The following is a 15103-nucleotide window of genomic DNA, read 5'->3' as shown; positions in this document are numbered from 1 at the left end:
TATACGAAAGTAGATTGAGCTATTGGCGAAACCACCCCCGCCGGAAGCCGACATACCTTTGTGTCACAATCAATCAAAATGAAGACGATTTTTATTACAGGCGCTTCCAGCGGGCTGGGAAGGGCGTCGGTGGATCTGTTTGCCCAAAAGGGCTGGAATGTCATCGCCACCATGCGCAATCCCCAAAAGATCGACAACGTAACGGTACTGCCGCTGGACGTTACCGATCCAAAACAAATTGACGAAGCGGTAAAGAACGCCGGCAAGGTCGACGTAGTATTTAATAACGCCGGTTATGGCCTGATGGGTCCGCTCGAGGGAACCACGGACGAGCAGATCAGGCGGGAAATCGACACCAACCTGCTGGGGGTGATCCGGGTGATGAAGGCGTTTATCCCGCACTTCCGTGAAAACAAGGGTGGTTTATTTATCACCACCACCTCCATCGGCGGGCTGTTCGCTGTTCCGTACGCGTCGATATACCACGCCACCAAATGGGCCCTGGAAGGCTTTAGTGAAAGCATGGCTTTTGAGCTGGCGACACTCGGGATCGGCGTAAAAACGGTTTCTCCCGGTGGTATCGCCACCGACTTCGGCGGCCGGTCGATGGACATGGCTCGGCATGAGGCCTATGCGGAAAGTTTTGACGGGATGCTCGGCAGGATATTCAAGGAAGACGGGGCGTTCCACTTTTCCACCGCGGAAGCAATCGCAAACGTAGTGTACGAAGCCGCCACCGATGGCAAGGATCAATTGCGTTACGTCGCGGGCCCCGACGCGCAGGCCCTTTATGCGCGCCGGCTCGAAATAGGCGCCGAGGCCTCCCGCAAGGAGATCGCCCGGACGATGCTTGGCTGATTTGTGTAACTTCATCGTATGGCTTGGACAAACAAGGACATCGGCGGGATCATCTTTTCACAATACACCGAGGACTATTGGTCGGGTGAGCATTTTATCAAGGATCATGCGTTCATGTATATCCAGGAAGGCAACCTCCAGCTCCTGGATGCCGGTGAATGCCTTTCGTTCACCAGCGGCGAGATGCTGCTGGTCAGGAAAAACAGCCTGGCCAGGCTGATCAAGCGGCCGCCCCCCGGGGGCGGCCGCTTTTTGGCGGTCAATGTGTTCATGGATGAGGAGACCCTCAAAAAAACCGGGATGGAAATGGAACGGGGCGGGAAAAAACCGCACGATACCGCGATAAGGATCAAGGAGGACGCCTTCCTGAAAAACTACCTCACCTCGCTGGTGCCCTATCAAGAGCAAGCCGCCCCGGAAGACTTGGTCGCCCATAAGATACGGGAGCTCGTTATGCTCCTGGTCAGGAACAACCCGGAGCTGAAAACCCTCCTCTTCGACTTCACCCAGCCCGGCAAGATCGACCTGAAAGCCTTCATGCTGCGGAACTTCCGCTACAACGTGACGCTCGACAAACTGGCCTACCTCACCGGCCGGAGCCTCGCCACGTTCAAACGGGACTTCGAAAAGATATTCGACAGCACGCCCAGCCGGTGGCTCCGGGAGCAACGCCTCAAGGAAGCGCATTTCCTGATCAGTGAAAAAAAGGTGAAGCCGTCCGACGCTTACCTGGAGGTGGGCTTCGAGAGCCTGGCGCACTTTTCGTACGCGTTCAAACAGTACTTCGGGAAGAATCCGTCGGCAGTTGGATAGCGGCCAGAACCTTCAGGGCAGCGGCTTGTCCATCTGGACAATGATTTTACCCACTTCGGATTCCGCGGAGCGGAGCCGCTCCTGGCAAAAAGCGATCAATTCCGACGCCCGTTTCACTTTCCGGGCAAGCAGGTCGATCGATACCCGCTCCGATTCGATTTCTTTGCTGATGGCGACCAATTCCTCAAAGGCCGCTTCATATGTCAAATTCTCTCCCATCCCGTTCTTTTTTTGCGGTTACGATTGCGGTTACGGTACTATCGTGAAAAACCATGTCCACGGACCCGCCGGGCTCCAAAAGGCCGGCGCTGGTAACGATACCGTTGGACGAAGACCGGATCATCACAAAGCCGCGTTTTAGCGTGTTTTCGGGGGAGACCAGCTTGATGACCGAGTCATAGTGAGCGAGGCTTCCCGCTTTTTTCTGAAGATAAAAACGCACCTCGCCCGACAGCCGGGTCCGGGCCAGCAGCAGCGCCTGTCCATGGTTAAAGACGAGCTCCCGGGCGTGGTTGACGACCCCGGCGTTCATTTGCGCCAGCAGCTTGAACCGGCCGGCAAGCAGCTGCTGCGCGGTGATGATGATCTTTTTCTGCAGCCGCAACAACCCTTCCTCGAACGCCTGGTTGTGGGCCAGTATGAATTCCGCGGCCTTGGTGGGCGTCTTAGTTTGGGTGTGCGCCATCAGGTCGGTGATGGTCTCGTTCTTCTGGTGCCCGATCCCCGTGATGATCGGGAGGGGATACGTGGCAACCGCCAGCCCCAGGTCATAGTCGTCGAAGATCAGGAAATCGGTCTGCGCTCCCCCACCCCGCACGATGACGACACAGTCGTAAGACACCGTGGCAAGCCGTATCCGGTCCAGGCATCCCATGATCTGGTCCGCATTGTTTTCTCCCTGGACAACGGTAAAGTAGTCGTCGATCGCGATCCGGTAACCCATCGGGTTGTTCTCGAGCGTATGGTGGAAGTCCTGCCAGCCCGCGGAAGTGGCGGACGATATGACCGCTATGCGCAAAACGGCCGGTTTCAGACGCAGTCCTTTGTTAGCCGTCGTATACAGTCCTTCTATATAAGATACCACGGCGGGATTCTCGCTGACCAGGCGGGCCAGGGTCGCCTGCCGCTGCTGCTCCAGGACGCCCAGCGTAAAGCTGACATCGACCGCATTCAGCACGAGCTGCAGGCCGAAGGCGGCGTGGAAGTCCACCGAAACATTGACCAGAACGTTGATGTTGTTGGTGAAACGCTGGCCCGTGGCCTGCTGAAAGGCGCCGATCGACTGGGAGCCCTTGCCCCACGAGCTGACCCGCATGCGCGCGACGATCGCCCGGGAATCCGGGTCCTTTTCCACGAGATCGAAATAGTGGTAGTTTTTTTCCGACCGGAAAGTATGGTTGGTGACATCCGCCACCACCCAATACGTCTGGCCGGCGAACCTGCCGGACAGCGCTCCGGCGATCAATGCCGTGAGCTCGGAAAGTCGTCGGGGTGCCTCGGAAACAGCCATCGTCAAATATAATTACATTTGTTAGGATGTCGGTAAAAATGACGATGAACGACGGCCAGATGGCGGCATACCGATTGTTGCAACACTTTGTGGATCACCCCTCGGCCGACACCTTTGTGCTCATGGGCTATGCCGGTACCGGCAAGACCTTCCTGGTGCAGCAGCTGGCGCAGTGGCTCCAGGCGAACCAATACGAATTTTCCCTGCTCGCGTCCACCGGCCGGGCAGCCACCGTACTCAGGGGCAAGACCGGTCTGACGGCCAAAACCGTGCACAGCCACCTGTATCAGTTCGAAGAATTGGTAGAAGCTCAGCTGACCTTGTCGTTTGCGCTTCGCGAGCCCGAAAAGGGCAAGCGCATCTATATTATCGACGAGTCCTCGATGTTGTCCAACCTCCCGCCCAAAGACCCCGGCATCGCCACCTTTGGCTCGGGACGCCTGCTGGACGACCTGTTTGCGCACGCCAAAGGACACAAGGTCATTTTCGTGGGCGATCCCGGGCAGCTGCCGCCGGTGAGCGAGACGGGCAGCCCGGCCCTGGACCTGGACTGGCTGCTGCGTCAACAGCGCACGACCCTCACCGCCACCCTGGAAAAAATAGAACGTACCGGCCAGGACAACGACATCCTCACGCTCGCCGGCCGTATCCGCGGTATGGCTGCCAAAGGCCGTCCCAAGCTGCCGGCCGCCCGCCTCCGGGATGTAGAGCTGTTCTCCGGCGACAAACGGCTTTTTCAACACTACGTCAATCGCTTTAAAGACTACGGCCCGCAACATACGGTCGCCATCGCCCGGAGTAACCGGATGGTCAGTATCATCAACCGGGCCCTGAGGCGGGACCTCCACCAACAACTGGACAGGCCGCTACAACCGGAGGAGGTATTGCTGGTGACACAGAACAACCCCGGCGCCCGCCTGACCAACGGGGACTTCGTCCAGGCGGCCGGTATCGGGCAGGTCGTCCTCCACGCCGGTCTCCACTTCCAGGAGGTCCGCATCCGGTCATTAGTCACCGGGGCCGAACAGGACATGCTGCTATCGCTCGACATATTATATGGGAAGGAGCAGAATTTCTCCCGCGAGCAACAGCAACGGCTCATGGCCGATTTCAACCGCCGGATGAAGCATATCGCCCTCAAACCCAATACCGCGGAATACAACGACCGGATGCGCACGGACCGGTATATGAATTGCCTGCGCGCCCGGTATGGATATGCCGTGACCTGTCACAAGGCGCAGGGAGGGGAATGGGACCATGTGTACCTCTTCCTGGAGGAGTCCATGTACAGGATGCCGGCCGACGAGATGCTGAGGTGGTGGTATACCGCGGTGACCCGGGCCAAAAAACGGCTCCATCTGACACACCGGGACTGGATAGCATAAAAAAAGGCCCGCATGAAAATGCCGGCCGTTTTGCTTACCTCTGAAACCACAATATTGAATGTGTGTCCAGAAAAAGTTTACCGTTGGCTAACGGATACACTCACTAATGGGATAAACGGATTAAAAAGGAATGATTTCTTACGGATATGGATCTTAATGACAGCACAAAGATACGCCCCGGCTGTCCGCGGCCGTATAACTCCCGTTGCAAAGACTATAACAATCGTTGCAAATCAGACTTTTATTCGGCCTGGGTATAAGCCATGGGCGTGACATCATAAAATTCCCGGAAGCACTTGCTGAAATAGGCCGGGCTGCTGAAACCCACCTTATAGGCTGTCTCCGAGCTGTTAAAGCCTTCCCTCAGGAACTGGCCGGCGCGTTGTAGGCGATAGTTCCGGATCAGGTCGCCGGCGGCGAGCCCCGTCATCGATTTGACCTTGCGGTGCAGGTTGGCGCGGCTCATCGCCATCCGGGCGGACAGCGACTCTACCCCAAAAGAGGGCTCCTCCAGGTTCTCTTCCAAAAGCGTATATATTTTCTGCAGAAATATATTGGAAGACGGGTCATTCACGGGCGGTGAGGTTTCGGTGTCGGCACGGGGGGAGGCCCGGGTCAACTCCCGCTGTAACCGTTCCCGTTGGAGGTGTTGCCGTTTGAGGAGGTTCGCAACCCTGAGCTGGAGCTCCTGTATGTGAAAGGGCTTGGTCAGGTAGTCGTCGGCGCCGCCCGACAGTCCCTCGAGCCGGCTGTCCAATCCCGTCCGGGCGGTGAGCAATATGACCGGGATGTGGCTGATACGTTCGTCATGTTTGAGCTGCGCACAAAACTCGATCCCATCCATGATGGGCATCAGCACGTCGCTGACAATCAAATCCGGTTGCCGGACGATCGCCACGTCCAGGCCTTCCCGTCCATTGGCCGCGTGGAGGATGTGGTAGGCCGGGGGCAGGCTGTCCGCGATAAAACCCGCCAATTCCGGGTTGTCTTCCACCAGGAGGATTTTTGGCATGTCTTCGACCGGCACGGTTTCCACCGCGGTTACGGGCGCCGTCACCCGATAGGGCAGGTCCAAGGTGAAGGCCGTTTTCCATGGGGGATCGGCGGGGCTCGCCACCTTTACTTTCCCGCCCTGCCATTCCACCAGCTCCCGCACCAGCGATAAGCCGATGCCCGAGCCCCGCGGGTTGGAGGGCTCCTCCTCCACCCGGTAATACCGCCTGAATATAAAGGGAAGGTGCTCCTGAGGGACCCCCCTGCCGGTATCGCGGACGATCAGCCGGACTCCTTCGGTTGGCCCGGTCGACGCAAACAACTCGACCCGGCCGCCACTGTCTGTGAATTTCAGGGCGTTCGACAACAGGTTCGTAATGACCTGTTCCAGTTTATCGGCGTCGAACCAGTAAAAACGTCCCTGGAGCGTATGGCTGAATTGAAGACCGATGCCCTTGGCGTCGGCCTCGTGTTGAAAGGAACGGAGCACGTCCCCCAAAAACTGCGCAAGGTCGCCGGCGGTTTCGTGCAGCTTCAGGCTCCCGGACTCGATCTTGGAAAAGTCGAGCAGCTGGTCGATCAACCGGAGCAACCGGTGCGCATTCCGTTCGATCGCCTCCACCCACTGCCGTTGCGGCTCGTGTCTCAGGGACGCGCTCAACTGCTGGGCCGGTGTGAGGATCAGGGTCAACGGGGTTCGCAGCTCGTGGGTGATGTCCGAGAAGAACCGGCTCTTCACCTCATCCAATTGCCGGAGCTGGCCGGCTTCCCGTTCTTTCAGGAGCATTTCCTGCCGGAACCGCTGCCGGCGGTCGGCATAGTTCTGGAACTGCCAGATCGCCGTCATCGCCAGCAGGCCATAAACGATAAACATCCACCAGCGCCGCCAGAAGGGGGGGGCGATGATCACATGGAGCTTGCGCACGAGGGGACTCCACCGGCCGGTGATGTTGGCGGCATCGATCAGGAGGGTGTAGTCTCCCGGGGGGAGCTTGGTAAAGACGGCCATGGGCGTATTCCCTACCTGTACCCAATGGTCGTTGTATCCCACCAGCTGGTATCGGTAGATCAGCTTTTGCGGCCTGTTGTATTCCAGACCCGCTATGTAAAAGGTCAGTGAATTCTTGTCCGTCGGCAGCCGGAGCGTTTGCATTTCGTTGATCGCAAGGGATAAAATTCCACCCGCGACGGGATGTACCGGCTGGTTGTTGATCTCCAGGTCGGAGAACGCGACCGGCGTCTGGTAGTCGTCTACCCTGATCGTCCGCGGATTGAAAATGGTCCAGCCGTCCGTGCCGCCAAAGGCCAGCCGTCCGTCGGGTAGCTGGATGTAGTGAAAGCGGTTGAATTCGTCCCCCGGCAAACCGTCCTCTTCCTCATACGTCTGGGTCTCGAACGTGACCGGGTCGAAGCGGCAAAGGCCCTTGTTCGTTCCCAACCAAAGATAGCCGCCCCTCCCGGCGGTCAGGATATACATCGTGTTGTCGGGGAGCTGGTCTTCGGTGGTGAACACCCTGGCGCTCAGGCGGTGTTTGTCGAGGCGGACGAGGCCTTCATACGTGCCCACCCACAACACGTCGGAACGCCGGGGATCGGACTGCAGTCCAATCAGCATATTGGTGGGCAGCAGCGTATCGAGCTGCCGGATACTCCCCATGTTTATGTCCATGAATAGCAAACCGGCGCCCACCGTACTGATCCACAACGTATCCCGGTCAGCGACCATATCCGTGGGCTCCGCCTGCGGTCCGAATTTGCCCCGGAGGTCTCCGGGTTGCAAGACCGCTGTCCAGGTCTTTTTGACGCTGTCGTAATACCCGGCGTATCCATTGTCCCCGACGACCCATAACCGACCGTCCGGTGAAAAGGACACACCCCGGATGCCTAGCGTATAATCGGAGGGATGGCCGATGCCCGGTATGTCCGGGAGCATCCACATGTTGTGCCGCAGGGTATCCCAATACCCTACGCGGTTCCCCTGACCGATCCACATCCGTCCGCGCGCGTCGTACGCCGACCGTATATAATAGCTGGAATACCGGTACTGGCTTTCCGAGGACGGCCAGCCGAAATACCGGTCGAGCTTCAAACCGAGGGTGTTCAACAGCACGTCGTAGTGAAAGGACCAACGGGTGGGGTGGGAATCGAAAAAAGGCATGTGGACGTCGATCAGGTGTATGCCGGCCGCGTTCGTGCCGAGCCAGATCATACCCGTCCGATCCACCAGGAAGGACTCGACGATCCGGAGTTCGGGCCGGCCGATGTCGCCGATGGCCTTGAGGCCGTCGGTATCGGAGTACCGGTACACGACGCCATCCGCCACCAGGTAGTCCAACCCGTCCGGACCGGTTTGTATCCACCGGACACCGTTACTGGCCCGGGCCGGCACCGGGACCGTCCGGAAGGTATGCCGACGGGGGTCGAAGAAGATCAGCTGGTGACGGTCGCCCAGCATGATTTCCCCGTTCGGGCGCTCGTGCAACGCACCCACCATGTCGTCCTGGTTCGAATTGACCTCCGCATAATCGTTGAAGTCCGGTATAAAAGGGAATCCGTATTGTCCAGACAGGCGTCCGCTGGTATCGAAAACGCTGAGGCCGTGCTGGCTGACCACCCAAACCCTGCCACGGCGATCGGCCAGCAAGCCACGCAGGGTGTCGCTCAGCAAACCCGAAGCCGACCGCGTATAATGAATAACGGCTGCCTTTCTCCAATCGTAGCGGTACAATCCGCCGGCCCGCTGGATGCACCAGAGATTCTCCCGCCAGTCCACCAGCCAGCCCCGGCGGACGAAGTGTACGGGTTGCGTTTTGAAGAGCCGCCGATGGGTAACCCGTTCGACCCTCTCGGTGGCCGGTTCGAAACGATCCAGGTCGCCGGACTGGCTTTCCACCCAAATTCGGTGTTGGCTGTCCTGGACCATCGAGATCAATACGTTGGAAGAAAATGAATTCGAATCCCTGCTGCTGTGATGGAACACCTTGAACCGCGCCCCGTCATAACGGGCCAGTCCATCCCGGGTCGCAATCCAAACAAATCCGCTGCTGTCCTGGACAAGACCGGAAATATAGGATTGAGGCAAACCATCGCCCGTAGTCAGTACCCGCTGCGGTTGTTGGAGCGTTTGGGCTGAGCAGGGAAGGGTGCAGAAAAAGCATAGTGAGCCCCACCAGATATAACGAAAAAAGTGTTTCATAAGAACGACACCGAAAATCTACGGACGATTGTCGGAGGGTAGCGAAACCACAAAGATAGCGGGTTTCGGCGTTTTTGTCGCCATTCCGGCCCCCATTTGTCGCATCTTCACCCCTTGGGACCCGCAAGTGCACGCTACCTTAGCTCCGAACCAAAAAACCCTGCCATGACTACAAAAGGCCTTTTGCGAACGGGTTGGATCATTTCCGGCGTTTGTGTCCTTTTCCTGCTTTTTGACGCCATCTCCAAGATCGCCCGGGAAGTCCATACCATCCAGGCGTCCCAAAAACTGGGCTGGCCCCCGGAGCATACGCCTCTGCTAGGCGTCCTGCTGCTGGTTTGCACGCTGCTGTATGTCTATCCAAGAACCTTTATCCTGGGCGCGCTCCTGCTGACCGCCTATCTTGGCGGCGCCGTGGCCATCATGTGGCGCGCCGGTGAAAATTTCGTGTTTCCCATCGTCTTCGGGATCCTGGTCTGGGCCAGCGTTTACCTGCGCGAACCGGGACTAAGGGAGCACCTCCCGGTGAAGAAATAGTCTTATATTGGCGCATGCTCCAGGACAGCCTTCTCCTGATTATCTCCTTGCTTTTTGCGGTCAGCATGCTGGCCATTCTGAGCGACAAGCTGAAAGTGTCGTATCCCGTTTTTCTGGTGATCGCGGGGTTGCTGATCAGCCTGGTACCGGGGATACCCGACATCAGCCTCGAACCGGACCTCGTATTTGTCGTTTTCCTACCCCCCTTACTGTACTACAGCGCCTGGTGGACTTCCTGGAACGATTTCTGGCGGATGCGCCGCCCGATTGCCCTCCTGGCTTTCGGGCTGGTTGTCTTTACCGCGATCGGCGTCGCCTGGGTGTCCCATATGATGATCCCCGGATTCCCCCTGGCCCTCGGCTTCGTGCTGGGCGGCATCGTGTCTCCAACGGACGCGGTGGCCGCGACGGCCGTAATCCAGAAAGCCAACCTTCCCAAACGGCTCGTGACCATCCTGGAGGGTGAGAGCCTCGTCAACGACGCATCGGGGATCGTGATCTACCGGTTTGCGCTGGCGGCCGTCCTGACGGGCCATTTCGTGTTGTGGAAGGCGGGCGTGAACTTCCTGGAAGTGGCTTCGATGGGAATCGTGATAGGACTGGCGATCGGGGGCGTCGCCTATGCGATCCACCGGTGGCTGCCCACTACCGCGAGTGTGGACGCGTCGATCACGCTAATCACGCCCTACCTGATGTACATCACGGCGGAGCACTACCACTTTTCCGGGGTGTTGGCCGTGGTTAGCGGCGGATTGTTCCTCAGCTACCGGTCACACCGCGTCTTCACCTATGAAACGCGACTGCTGGCGCAAAGCGTCTGGAATGTGCTCGTGTTCCTGCTCAACGGCGTGGTGTTCATCATGATCGGGTTACAGCTACCCTTCATCGTCAAGGGTCTTGGAGAATATTCACTGACCGCGGCGATCGGCTACGGGCTGGTGATCAGCCTTGTGGCGATGGCGATCCGGATCGCGTGGGTGTACCCCGGGGCCTACCTGCCGCGGATGTGCAGCCGTAAGATCCGTCTCCGGGAAAGCGACCCCGGCAAGCGGGCTGTTTTTATCGAAGGCTGGAGCGGCATGCGGGGCGTGTTGTCGCTCGCGGCGGCGCTGGCCCTGCCGCTGACCCTGACCACGGGCGAACGCTTCCCCCATCGCAACCTCATCCTTTTTATTACCTTTTCCGTCATCCTTTTTACGATCGTCATCCAGGGGCTGAGCTTGCCGTGGGTGATCCGATGGCTCCGCATCACGAATGACGAGACCGACCGGCAACCCGAACTGGAGCTCCGGCTACAGCTGGCCACCGCCGTGCTGGCGCACATAACGGCGGACTACGGGAAGGAATCCACGACCATCGACGCCTTTATACGGCTCAGACAGCGGTACGAACGGATGGTGCGGATAACCGAACAACGAAAAGAAAAGGACGATACCCCGACGTTTCTGCCACGCTACCGGCAACTGCTGCTGGAGCTCGTGGACATCCAGCGAAAAGAGCTGGTCAACCTCCGGAGGGACGACACCTTTCCCGAAGAGCTGCTGCGCAACAAGGAGCTGGAGCTGGACCTCGAGGAAGCACGGTTCAGGAACTGAGCATATTTTCTATGGCTTTGTGGCCTTTGCTTTGGGCCCATTTTTTCGGAGTCGCCCAAGACGCACCAGCCAGCGAACGGTCCGCGCCGCGGTCGAGCAGCAACCGGACCATCTCCACGTGTCCCCAGCGCGCGGCCATGCCCAGGGGCGTGGACTGGTATTCTTCTTCGAGCGGGTCGATAAAAGCGCCATGGTCCAGCAACAGCGCGGCCTTGTCGAGGTGGCCCTTTTGCGCCATGTCGTGAAGGACGGTCACACCGTGCCAGCTTTTGACGTTCGGGTTCATGCCGCGTTCCATGATGTATTTGGCATGGGCGTAGCTTTCGAAATAGTAGAACTGGACCCATTTCAGGATGCCGGGCACGCTCGCGCCATGTTCCAGCAGGAGGTCGATCATCTCGTAATAGCCGTCCTTGACAGGTCTCGTCAGTATCCCTTCCCCCCAGAAGAATGTTTCGTCCTTTGCGTAATCCGGGTGCTCGCTGAGCAAGTGGCGGGCTGTGGCGAGGTCGTTTTTATTGACGGCCTTTTCAAATACGACCGCGGTTTCAGTCCGGGGGTAGTGAATGCGACCGTTGTCCCCGGTGTAGCGCGGCGTTTCGTATGCCCGTAGCAGCGCGGCGATTTCGTCGTGGCCGCGGTCTTCGGCAACCGTCAACAGGCTTTCCTTGAAGGGATAGGTGATGTGGGTGGGATCATACGCCCCTTCTCCAAGCAGGTAGTCTACCAGCCCGGTATGGCCTTCGCGCACGGCGAAGTGTATCGGGGGCGTATAGTTGTATTGGGCGTAAATCAGACCGGGGCCGGCGGCTTGTACGGCTTCCAGGTCGCCCCGGTGGCTGGCCATCAGGATGTCCCATACCGCCTGCGTATCGGAGACGTGTCCACCGGCGACGTCCATCGCCCACCCGTTCTGCATCTCAAATGGCTGTATCATATGTTGCAATTACTTGATCGGCTTCCGTGTAACCCGTCGGGTACGCGACGCCCTTCAGCGAGGCGCCCGCCATGAGCAAGGCCTCTATTGCTTCCGTACTCCGTCGCGAGGTCCAATAGGACTCGGTCGCGGCTTTTACCGCCAGCATCAGCGGTGTCCGGCCGTTGCCGTCGGGGACGTCGCCGGCGGCGCCGCGGGTAAGCAGCAGCGGCACCGTTCCTTCGTAGGCTTTCCAGGCAGCCACGTGTATCGGAAGGCTGTTCGGGGGTATGCCAAAATAGCCGTCGCCCTCGGCGAAGGGGGTGTTGACGCCGATACCGGAATCGAGGAGGGCCTGCGCGCCGCGCACGTTGCCGGTTCCGACAAATTTGGCCAGCAGGGTACCGCCCATCGCGATCAGCGCCTCGGTCGGTTCGACGGGTTTGCCCATGGCACAATCATAGATGAGGCCGTCGACGCCCGGCAACGCCGTGGAGAATCCCCTGACGGCAAAGAGCTCCAGCAGGTCCCTCCTACCCTCCCTGGCGGCCCGCGCGATCGCGGTCAGGCCTTCGGTCTGGCGATAAGGATCGGCGCCATGGTCGAGCAACATCGCCACCATGCGCGGGCCGTTATCCCGTCTGATGGCCTGGTGGATCGGATACAGGTTCCCCCATGCGACATTGGGGTCGGCGCCGTACTCCAGGAGGTATTTCACCCCATCGGGGTCGTGCCAGTCGTGTTTGCGGATGAGCATCAGCGACAGGTCCGCCGGGCTCAGCCTGCCCGTCTCCACCACGACCTTCAACGCGTCCAGCTCATCGCTTTCGGGAGAATGATACACCACTTCCCCATCGGTGGGGTCGGCGCCTCTTTCGATCAGGAGCCTCGTGAGACCGGCGTTGTGCGCCACGCCAGCGGCGCCGTAGAGCGCGGTCTCGAAGTCCCCGTGGTCGTCTTGTGCTTTGAAGCCGGCGTTCGGGTCCGCCCCGGCGTCCAGGAGCGCCGTGGCAGCGCGGATAAAATCGGTGTCAGGGCGTCTGCCGAAGCGCAGGTATTTGGACAGCCCGAGGTATACCAGGGCGGTTCCCCCGAAGGGAGGCGCCGTCCGCGTCGCCAGCGATGGGTCCGCCGCCAGCAGCTCCCGCACCTGCGGGTAATCTCCCAGGATAGCGGCAATATGGATATCTCCCTGGGTGAGGTCGGGGTGCCGCGCAAGCAGCGCATCGGCCTCGTCCAGCGAGCCGTGCCAGATGGCGGCCCCGATGAATGCCGCATGGTCGGCGGCGACTGAATTTGTCATAACCGAAAAATAGCGACTATCTCCAAGCCTGCCGCAATTTTTTGGTAAACGACGCCGCGGCCAGCGCAAACGGCGTCTCTGCCGTGAAAAGCGAAAGAGCCCGCATTATTGTGTAGATTTAGCCCATGCCCCGGCAGCGCACCTTCTTCCACGGCCTTTTCTGGCTGATGTACGTGGTATTCATGATCATGGACATGCAGGGTTATATCGTCAAGCGCGGACCGCTTTTTGCCCTGCTCCCCCTTGGCATATCGCTGCTCCTGATGTTGATCCTGGTGTACGGAAACACCCTGCTCCTGATCCCCTACCTGCTCGAACGCAAGCGACCGGTAGTCTATGGCGTCGCCGTCCTGCTGCTGGTGGTCGGTTATACCCTGGCGCGCAGCAAAAGCCAGCAATACTGGGACGCCGTGGTCTGGCCGGACGAAGTCATGACCACGTCCTCCTACTTCAAATGGAACCTTTTCTATGCCGTCTGGTTCATCCTCATCTCCTCCCTGCTCCTGTATACCCAGCGCTGGGCAGAACAAAGACAGCAGGTAAAGAACATCCAGATCGACCAGCTGCAGACCGAGTTGAAATACCTCCGGGCGCAGGTCAACCCGCACTTCCTCTTTAACGGGCTAAACACCATCTACGGGACCATCGACCTGGAAAACAAACAGGCCCGCGACATGGTCGTGCAGTTCTCCGACCTGCTCCGCTACAACCTCTACGAGGCCGACGTCGACGTGATCGGCCTGGGCAAGGAGATCGAATACCTCGAGAACTATGTCGCCCTGCAGCGGGCCCGGAGCGACGCCAACCTGCACATCGAATTGCGCGCCGAGATACAAAACCCCGACCTGCAAATAGCGCCGCTGATCTTCGTGGGCTTCGTGGAAAACGCGTTCAAATACAGCACGCGCGACGACGAACAGACAAACAGCATCTACATCGGTCTGAGACAGACCGGGCCGGAGCTGTCGTTCGAATGCCGGAATTCCTTCGAGCCCCACGCCTCGGAGCACGAGGGCATCGGTCTGGGCAATGTCCGCCGCCGCCTGGAGCTCCTGTATCCCGGACGGCACTACCTGACGATCCGGAAAGAAAACGGCATGTTTACCGTAAACCTAACCCTGCGCATATGAACAAGCTCCGTTGCATCATCGTGGATGACGAACCGGTGGCCCGGAAAGTGTTGCGCGAGTTCGTAGAGCAGGTCCCCTACCTGTCGTTGAGCGGGCAGTTCGAGAATACCGCAAAGGCGGACCTTTTCCTGAAGGGCAACCCCACCGACCTCATCCTGCTCGACATCGAGATGCCCAAGGTGTCGGGACTCACCTGGCTGAAGACCCTGGCGGATAAACCCATGGTCATCCTGAGCACCGCTTTTCCCAAATACGCCCTGGAAGGCTACGAGCTCGACATCATCGACTACCTGCTCAAACCCATCGCCTTTTCCCGCTTTAACAAGGCAGCGCAAAAGGCCCGCGAATACGCCGAAATGAAGGACGGACGCCTAAACCCTTCGATCCTGTTCGTCCGCTGCGAAAAGAGGATCGAGCGGATCGACGTCCGCGACATCCTCTATATCGAAAGCCTGGGCAACTATGTCAGTATCTGCACCGGGAGCAAGAACCTTATCGCCTACCTGACACTAAAGGGTCTCGAAAGCCAGCTGCCCGTGAACGAGTTCATCAAGGTGCACCAGTCCTATATCATCAACTTCAACCGCGTCGAGGCCATCGAGGGGAACCAGCTCATGATGGGGAATAAATCCTTCCCCATAGGCCGCAATTACCGGGAGAAGGTCATGCGGCTGGTGGAACAGCGGTTGCTGAAACGCTGAGCAACCTTGTCAACGCCCGGTTGCAGGCTGGTCCTTCAGGATCAGTTCCCCCTTTGTCAGCCACGATACCCCAAAAGCCACCAACGCCACCGTCTCCAGGATCAGCGTCGGTTTCAAAAAGATAATGCGCTCGTGGACCCAGGGTATGCCGTCGATGGGGATACCC

General features: G+C 58.9%; 12 protein-coding genes. 7 read left to right on the top strand and 5 right to left on the bottom strand.

Translation table 11 applies throughout. The features are described 5' to 3' along the window. Nucleotides 1-78: 78 nt before the first annotated feature. Nucleotides 79-858 (top strand): SDR family oxidoreductase, encoded by a 780-nt coding sequence (locus VL547_RS22235; RefSeq protein ID WP_325582106.1) that lies wholly within the window; start codon nt 79-81, stop codon nt 856-858. A gap of 18 nt (nt 859-876) precedes the next feature. After that, nucleotides 877-1671: an AraC family transcriptional regulator gene (locus VL547_RS22230; RefSeq protein WP_325582105.1), complete on the top strand. Its 795-nt coding sequence runs from the start codon at nt 877-879 to the stop codon at nt 1669-1671. Nucleotides 1672-1683: 12 nt separating this feature from the next. On the opposite strand, the gene xseB is transcribed toward VL547_RS22230, so the two are convergent. Then, nucleotides 1684-1890, bottom strand: coding sequence for an exodeoxyribonuclease VII small subunit (xseB, locus tag VL547_RS22225; protein WP_325582104.1), 207 nt, complete (start codon nt 1888-1890; stop codon nt 1684-1686). Further along, nucleotides 1868-3181 carry an exodeoxyribonuclease VII large subunit gene (gene xseA, locus VL547_RS22220; protein WP_325582103.1) on the bottom strand — a complete coding sequence of 438 codons (1314 nt, stop codon included), beginning with the start codon at nt 3179-3181 and terminating at the stop codon, nt 1868-1870. Before xseA ends, xseB begins: the two co-directional genes overlap by 23 nt. Nucleotides 3182-3207: 26 nt before the next feature. On the opposite strand from xseA, the gene VL547_RS22215 reads away from it, so the two are divergent. Beyond that, nucleotides 3208-4566 carry an ATP-dependent DNA helicase gene (locus tag VL547_RS22215; protein ID WP_325582102.1) on the top strand — a complete coding sequence of 453 codons (1359 nt, stop codon included), beginning with the start codon at nt 3208-3210 and terminating at the stop codon, nt 4564-4566. 241 nt (nt 4567-4807) lie between these two features. On the opposite strand, the gene VL547_RS22210 is transcribed toward VL547_RS22215, so the two are convergent. Continuing rightward, nucleotides 4808-8755 carry an ATP-binding protein gene (locus VL547_RS22210; RefSeq protein WP_325582101.1) on the bottom strand — a complete coding sequence of 1316 codons (3948 nt, stop codon included), beginning with the start codon at nt 8753-8755 and terminating at the stop codon, nt 4808-4810. A 165-nt stretch (nt 8756-8920) separates the two neighbouring features. Between VL547_RS22210 and VL547_RS22205 the strand changes: the two genes are divergently transcribed. Together VL547_RS22205 and VL547_RS22200 are read left to right on the top strand one after the other, a co-directional pair. Continuing rightward, nucleotides 8921-9292: a DoxX family protein gene (locus VL547_RS22205; protein WP_325582100.1), complete on the top strand. Its 372-nt coding sequence runs from the start codon at nt 8921-8923 to the stop codon at nt 9290-9292. A gap of 14 nt (nt 9293-9306) precedes the next feature. Then, nucleotides 9307-10887, top strand: a complete 1581-nt coding sequence (locus VL547_RS22200; RefSeq protein ID WP_325582099.1) for a Na+/H+ antiporter — start codon at nt 9307-9309, stop codon at nt 10885-10887. Here the strand turns inward: VL547_RS22200 and VL547_RS22195 are convergent. Together VL547_RS22195 and VL547_RS22190 are read right to left on the bottom strand one after the other, a co-directional pair. Continuing rightward, on the bottom strand, nt 10877-11824 hold the full coding sequence (locus tag VL547_RS22195; protein WP_325582098.1) for an ankyrin repeat domain-containing protein: 948 nt from the start codon (nt 11822-11824) through the stop codon (nt 10877-10879). The genes VL547_RS22200 and VL547_RS22195 overlap by 11 nt on opposite strands. Further along, complete coding sequence (locus tag VL547_RS22190) at nt 11808-13106, bottom strand: ankyrin repeat domain-containing protein (protein WP_325582097.1); 1299 nt, start codon at nt 13104-13106, stop codon at nt 11808-11810. The genes VL547_RS22195 and VL547_RS22190 overlap by 17 nt, the downstream gene beginning before the upstream one ends. Nucleotides 13107-13231: 125 nt before the next feature. Here VL547_RS22190 and VL547_RS22185 point away from each other — a divergent pair, with 125 nt between their 5' ends. Continuing rightward, nucleotides 13232-14236 (top strand): sensor histidine kinase, encoded by a 1005-nt coding sequence (locus tag VL547_RS22185; RefSeq protein WP_325582096.1) that lies wholly within the window; start codon nt 13232-13234, stop codon nt 14234-14236. Continuing rightward, complete coding sequence (locus VL547_RS22180) at nt 14233-14937, top strand: LytTR family DNA-binding domain-containing protein (protein WP_325582095.1); 705 nt, start codon at nt 14233-14235, stop codon at nt 14935-14937. Before VL547_RS22185 ends, VL547_RS22180 begins: the two co-directional genes overlap by 4 nt. The last annotated feature ends 166 nt before the right edge of the window (nt 14938-15103 follow it).

The organism is Dinghuibacter sp., from assembly GCF_035492835.1.
Lineage (GTDB): Bacteria > Bacteroidota > Bacteroidia > Chitinophagales > Chitinophagaceae > Dinghuibacter.
Note: the sequence above shows the minus strand (reverse complement) of the source record. Positions and strands in the feature narration are given on the sequence as shown.

Excerpts from the sequence above, each read along its gene's own strand:
- VL547_RS22235 (WP_325582106.1), top strand. The coding sequence starts at position 79 with ATGAAGACGATTTTTATTACAGGCGCTTCCAGCGGGCTGGGAAGGGCG.
- VL547_RS22230 (WP_325582105.1), top strand. The coding sequence starts at position 877 with ATGGCTTGGACAAACAAGGACATCGGCGGGATCATCTTTTCACAATAC.
- xseB (WP_325582104.1), bottom strand. The coding sequence starts at position 1,890 with ATGGGAGAGAATTTGACATATGAAGCGGCCTTTGAGGAATTGGTCGCC.
- xseA (WP_325582103.1), bottom strand. The coding sequence starts at position 3,181 with ATGGCTGTTTCCGAGGCACCCCGACGACTTTCCGAGCTCACGGCATTG.
- VL547_RS22215 (WP_325582102.1), top strand. The coding sequence starts at position 3,208 with ATGTCGGTAAAAATGACGATGAACGACGGCCAGATGGCGGCATACCGA.
- VL547_RS22210 (WP_325582101.1), bottom strand. The coding sequence starts at position 8,755 with ATGAAACACTTTTTTCGTTATATCTGGTGGGGCTCACTATGCTTTTTC.
- VL547_RS22205 (WP_325582100.1), top strand. The coding sequence starts at position 8,921 with ATGACTACAAAAGGCCTTTTGCGAACGGGTTGGATCATTTCCGGCGTT.
- VL547_RS22200 (WP_325582099.1), top strand. The coding sequence starts at position 9,307 with ATGCTCCAGGACAGCCTTCTCCTGATTATCTCCTTGCTTTTTGCGGTC.
- VL547_RS22195 (WP_325582098.1), bottom strand. The coding sequence starts at position 11,824 with ATGATACAGCCATTTGAGATGCAGAACGGGTGGGCGATGGACGTCGCC.
- VL547_RS22190 (WP_325582097.1), bottom strand. The coding sequence starts at position 13,106 with ATGACAAATTCAGTCGCCGCCGACCATGCGGCATTCATCGGGGCCGCC.
- VL547_RS22185 (WP_325582096.1), top strand. The coding sequence starts at position 13,232 with ATGCCCCGGCAGCGCACCTTCTTCCACGGCCTTTTCTGGCTGATGTAC.
- VL547_RS22180 (WP_325582095.1), top strand. The coding sequence starts at position 14,233 with ATGAACAAGCTCCGTTGCATCATCGTGGATGACGAACCGGTGGCCCGG.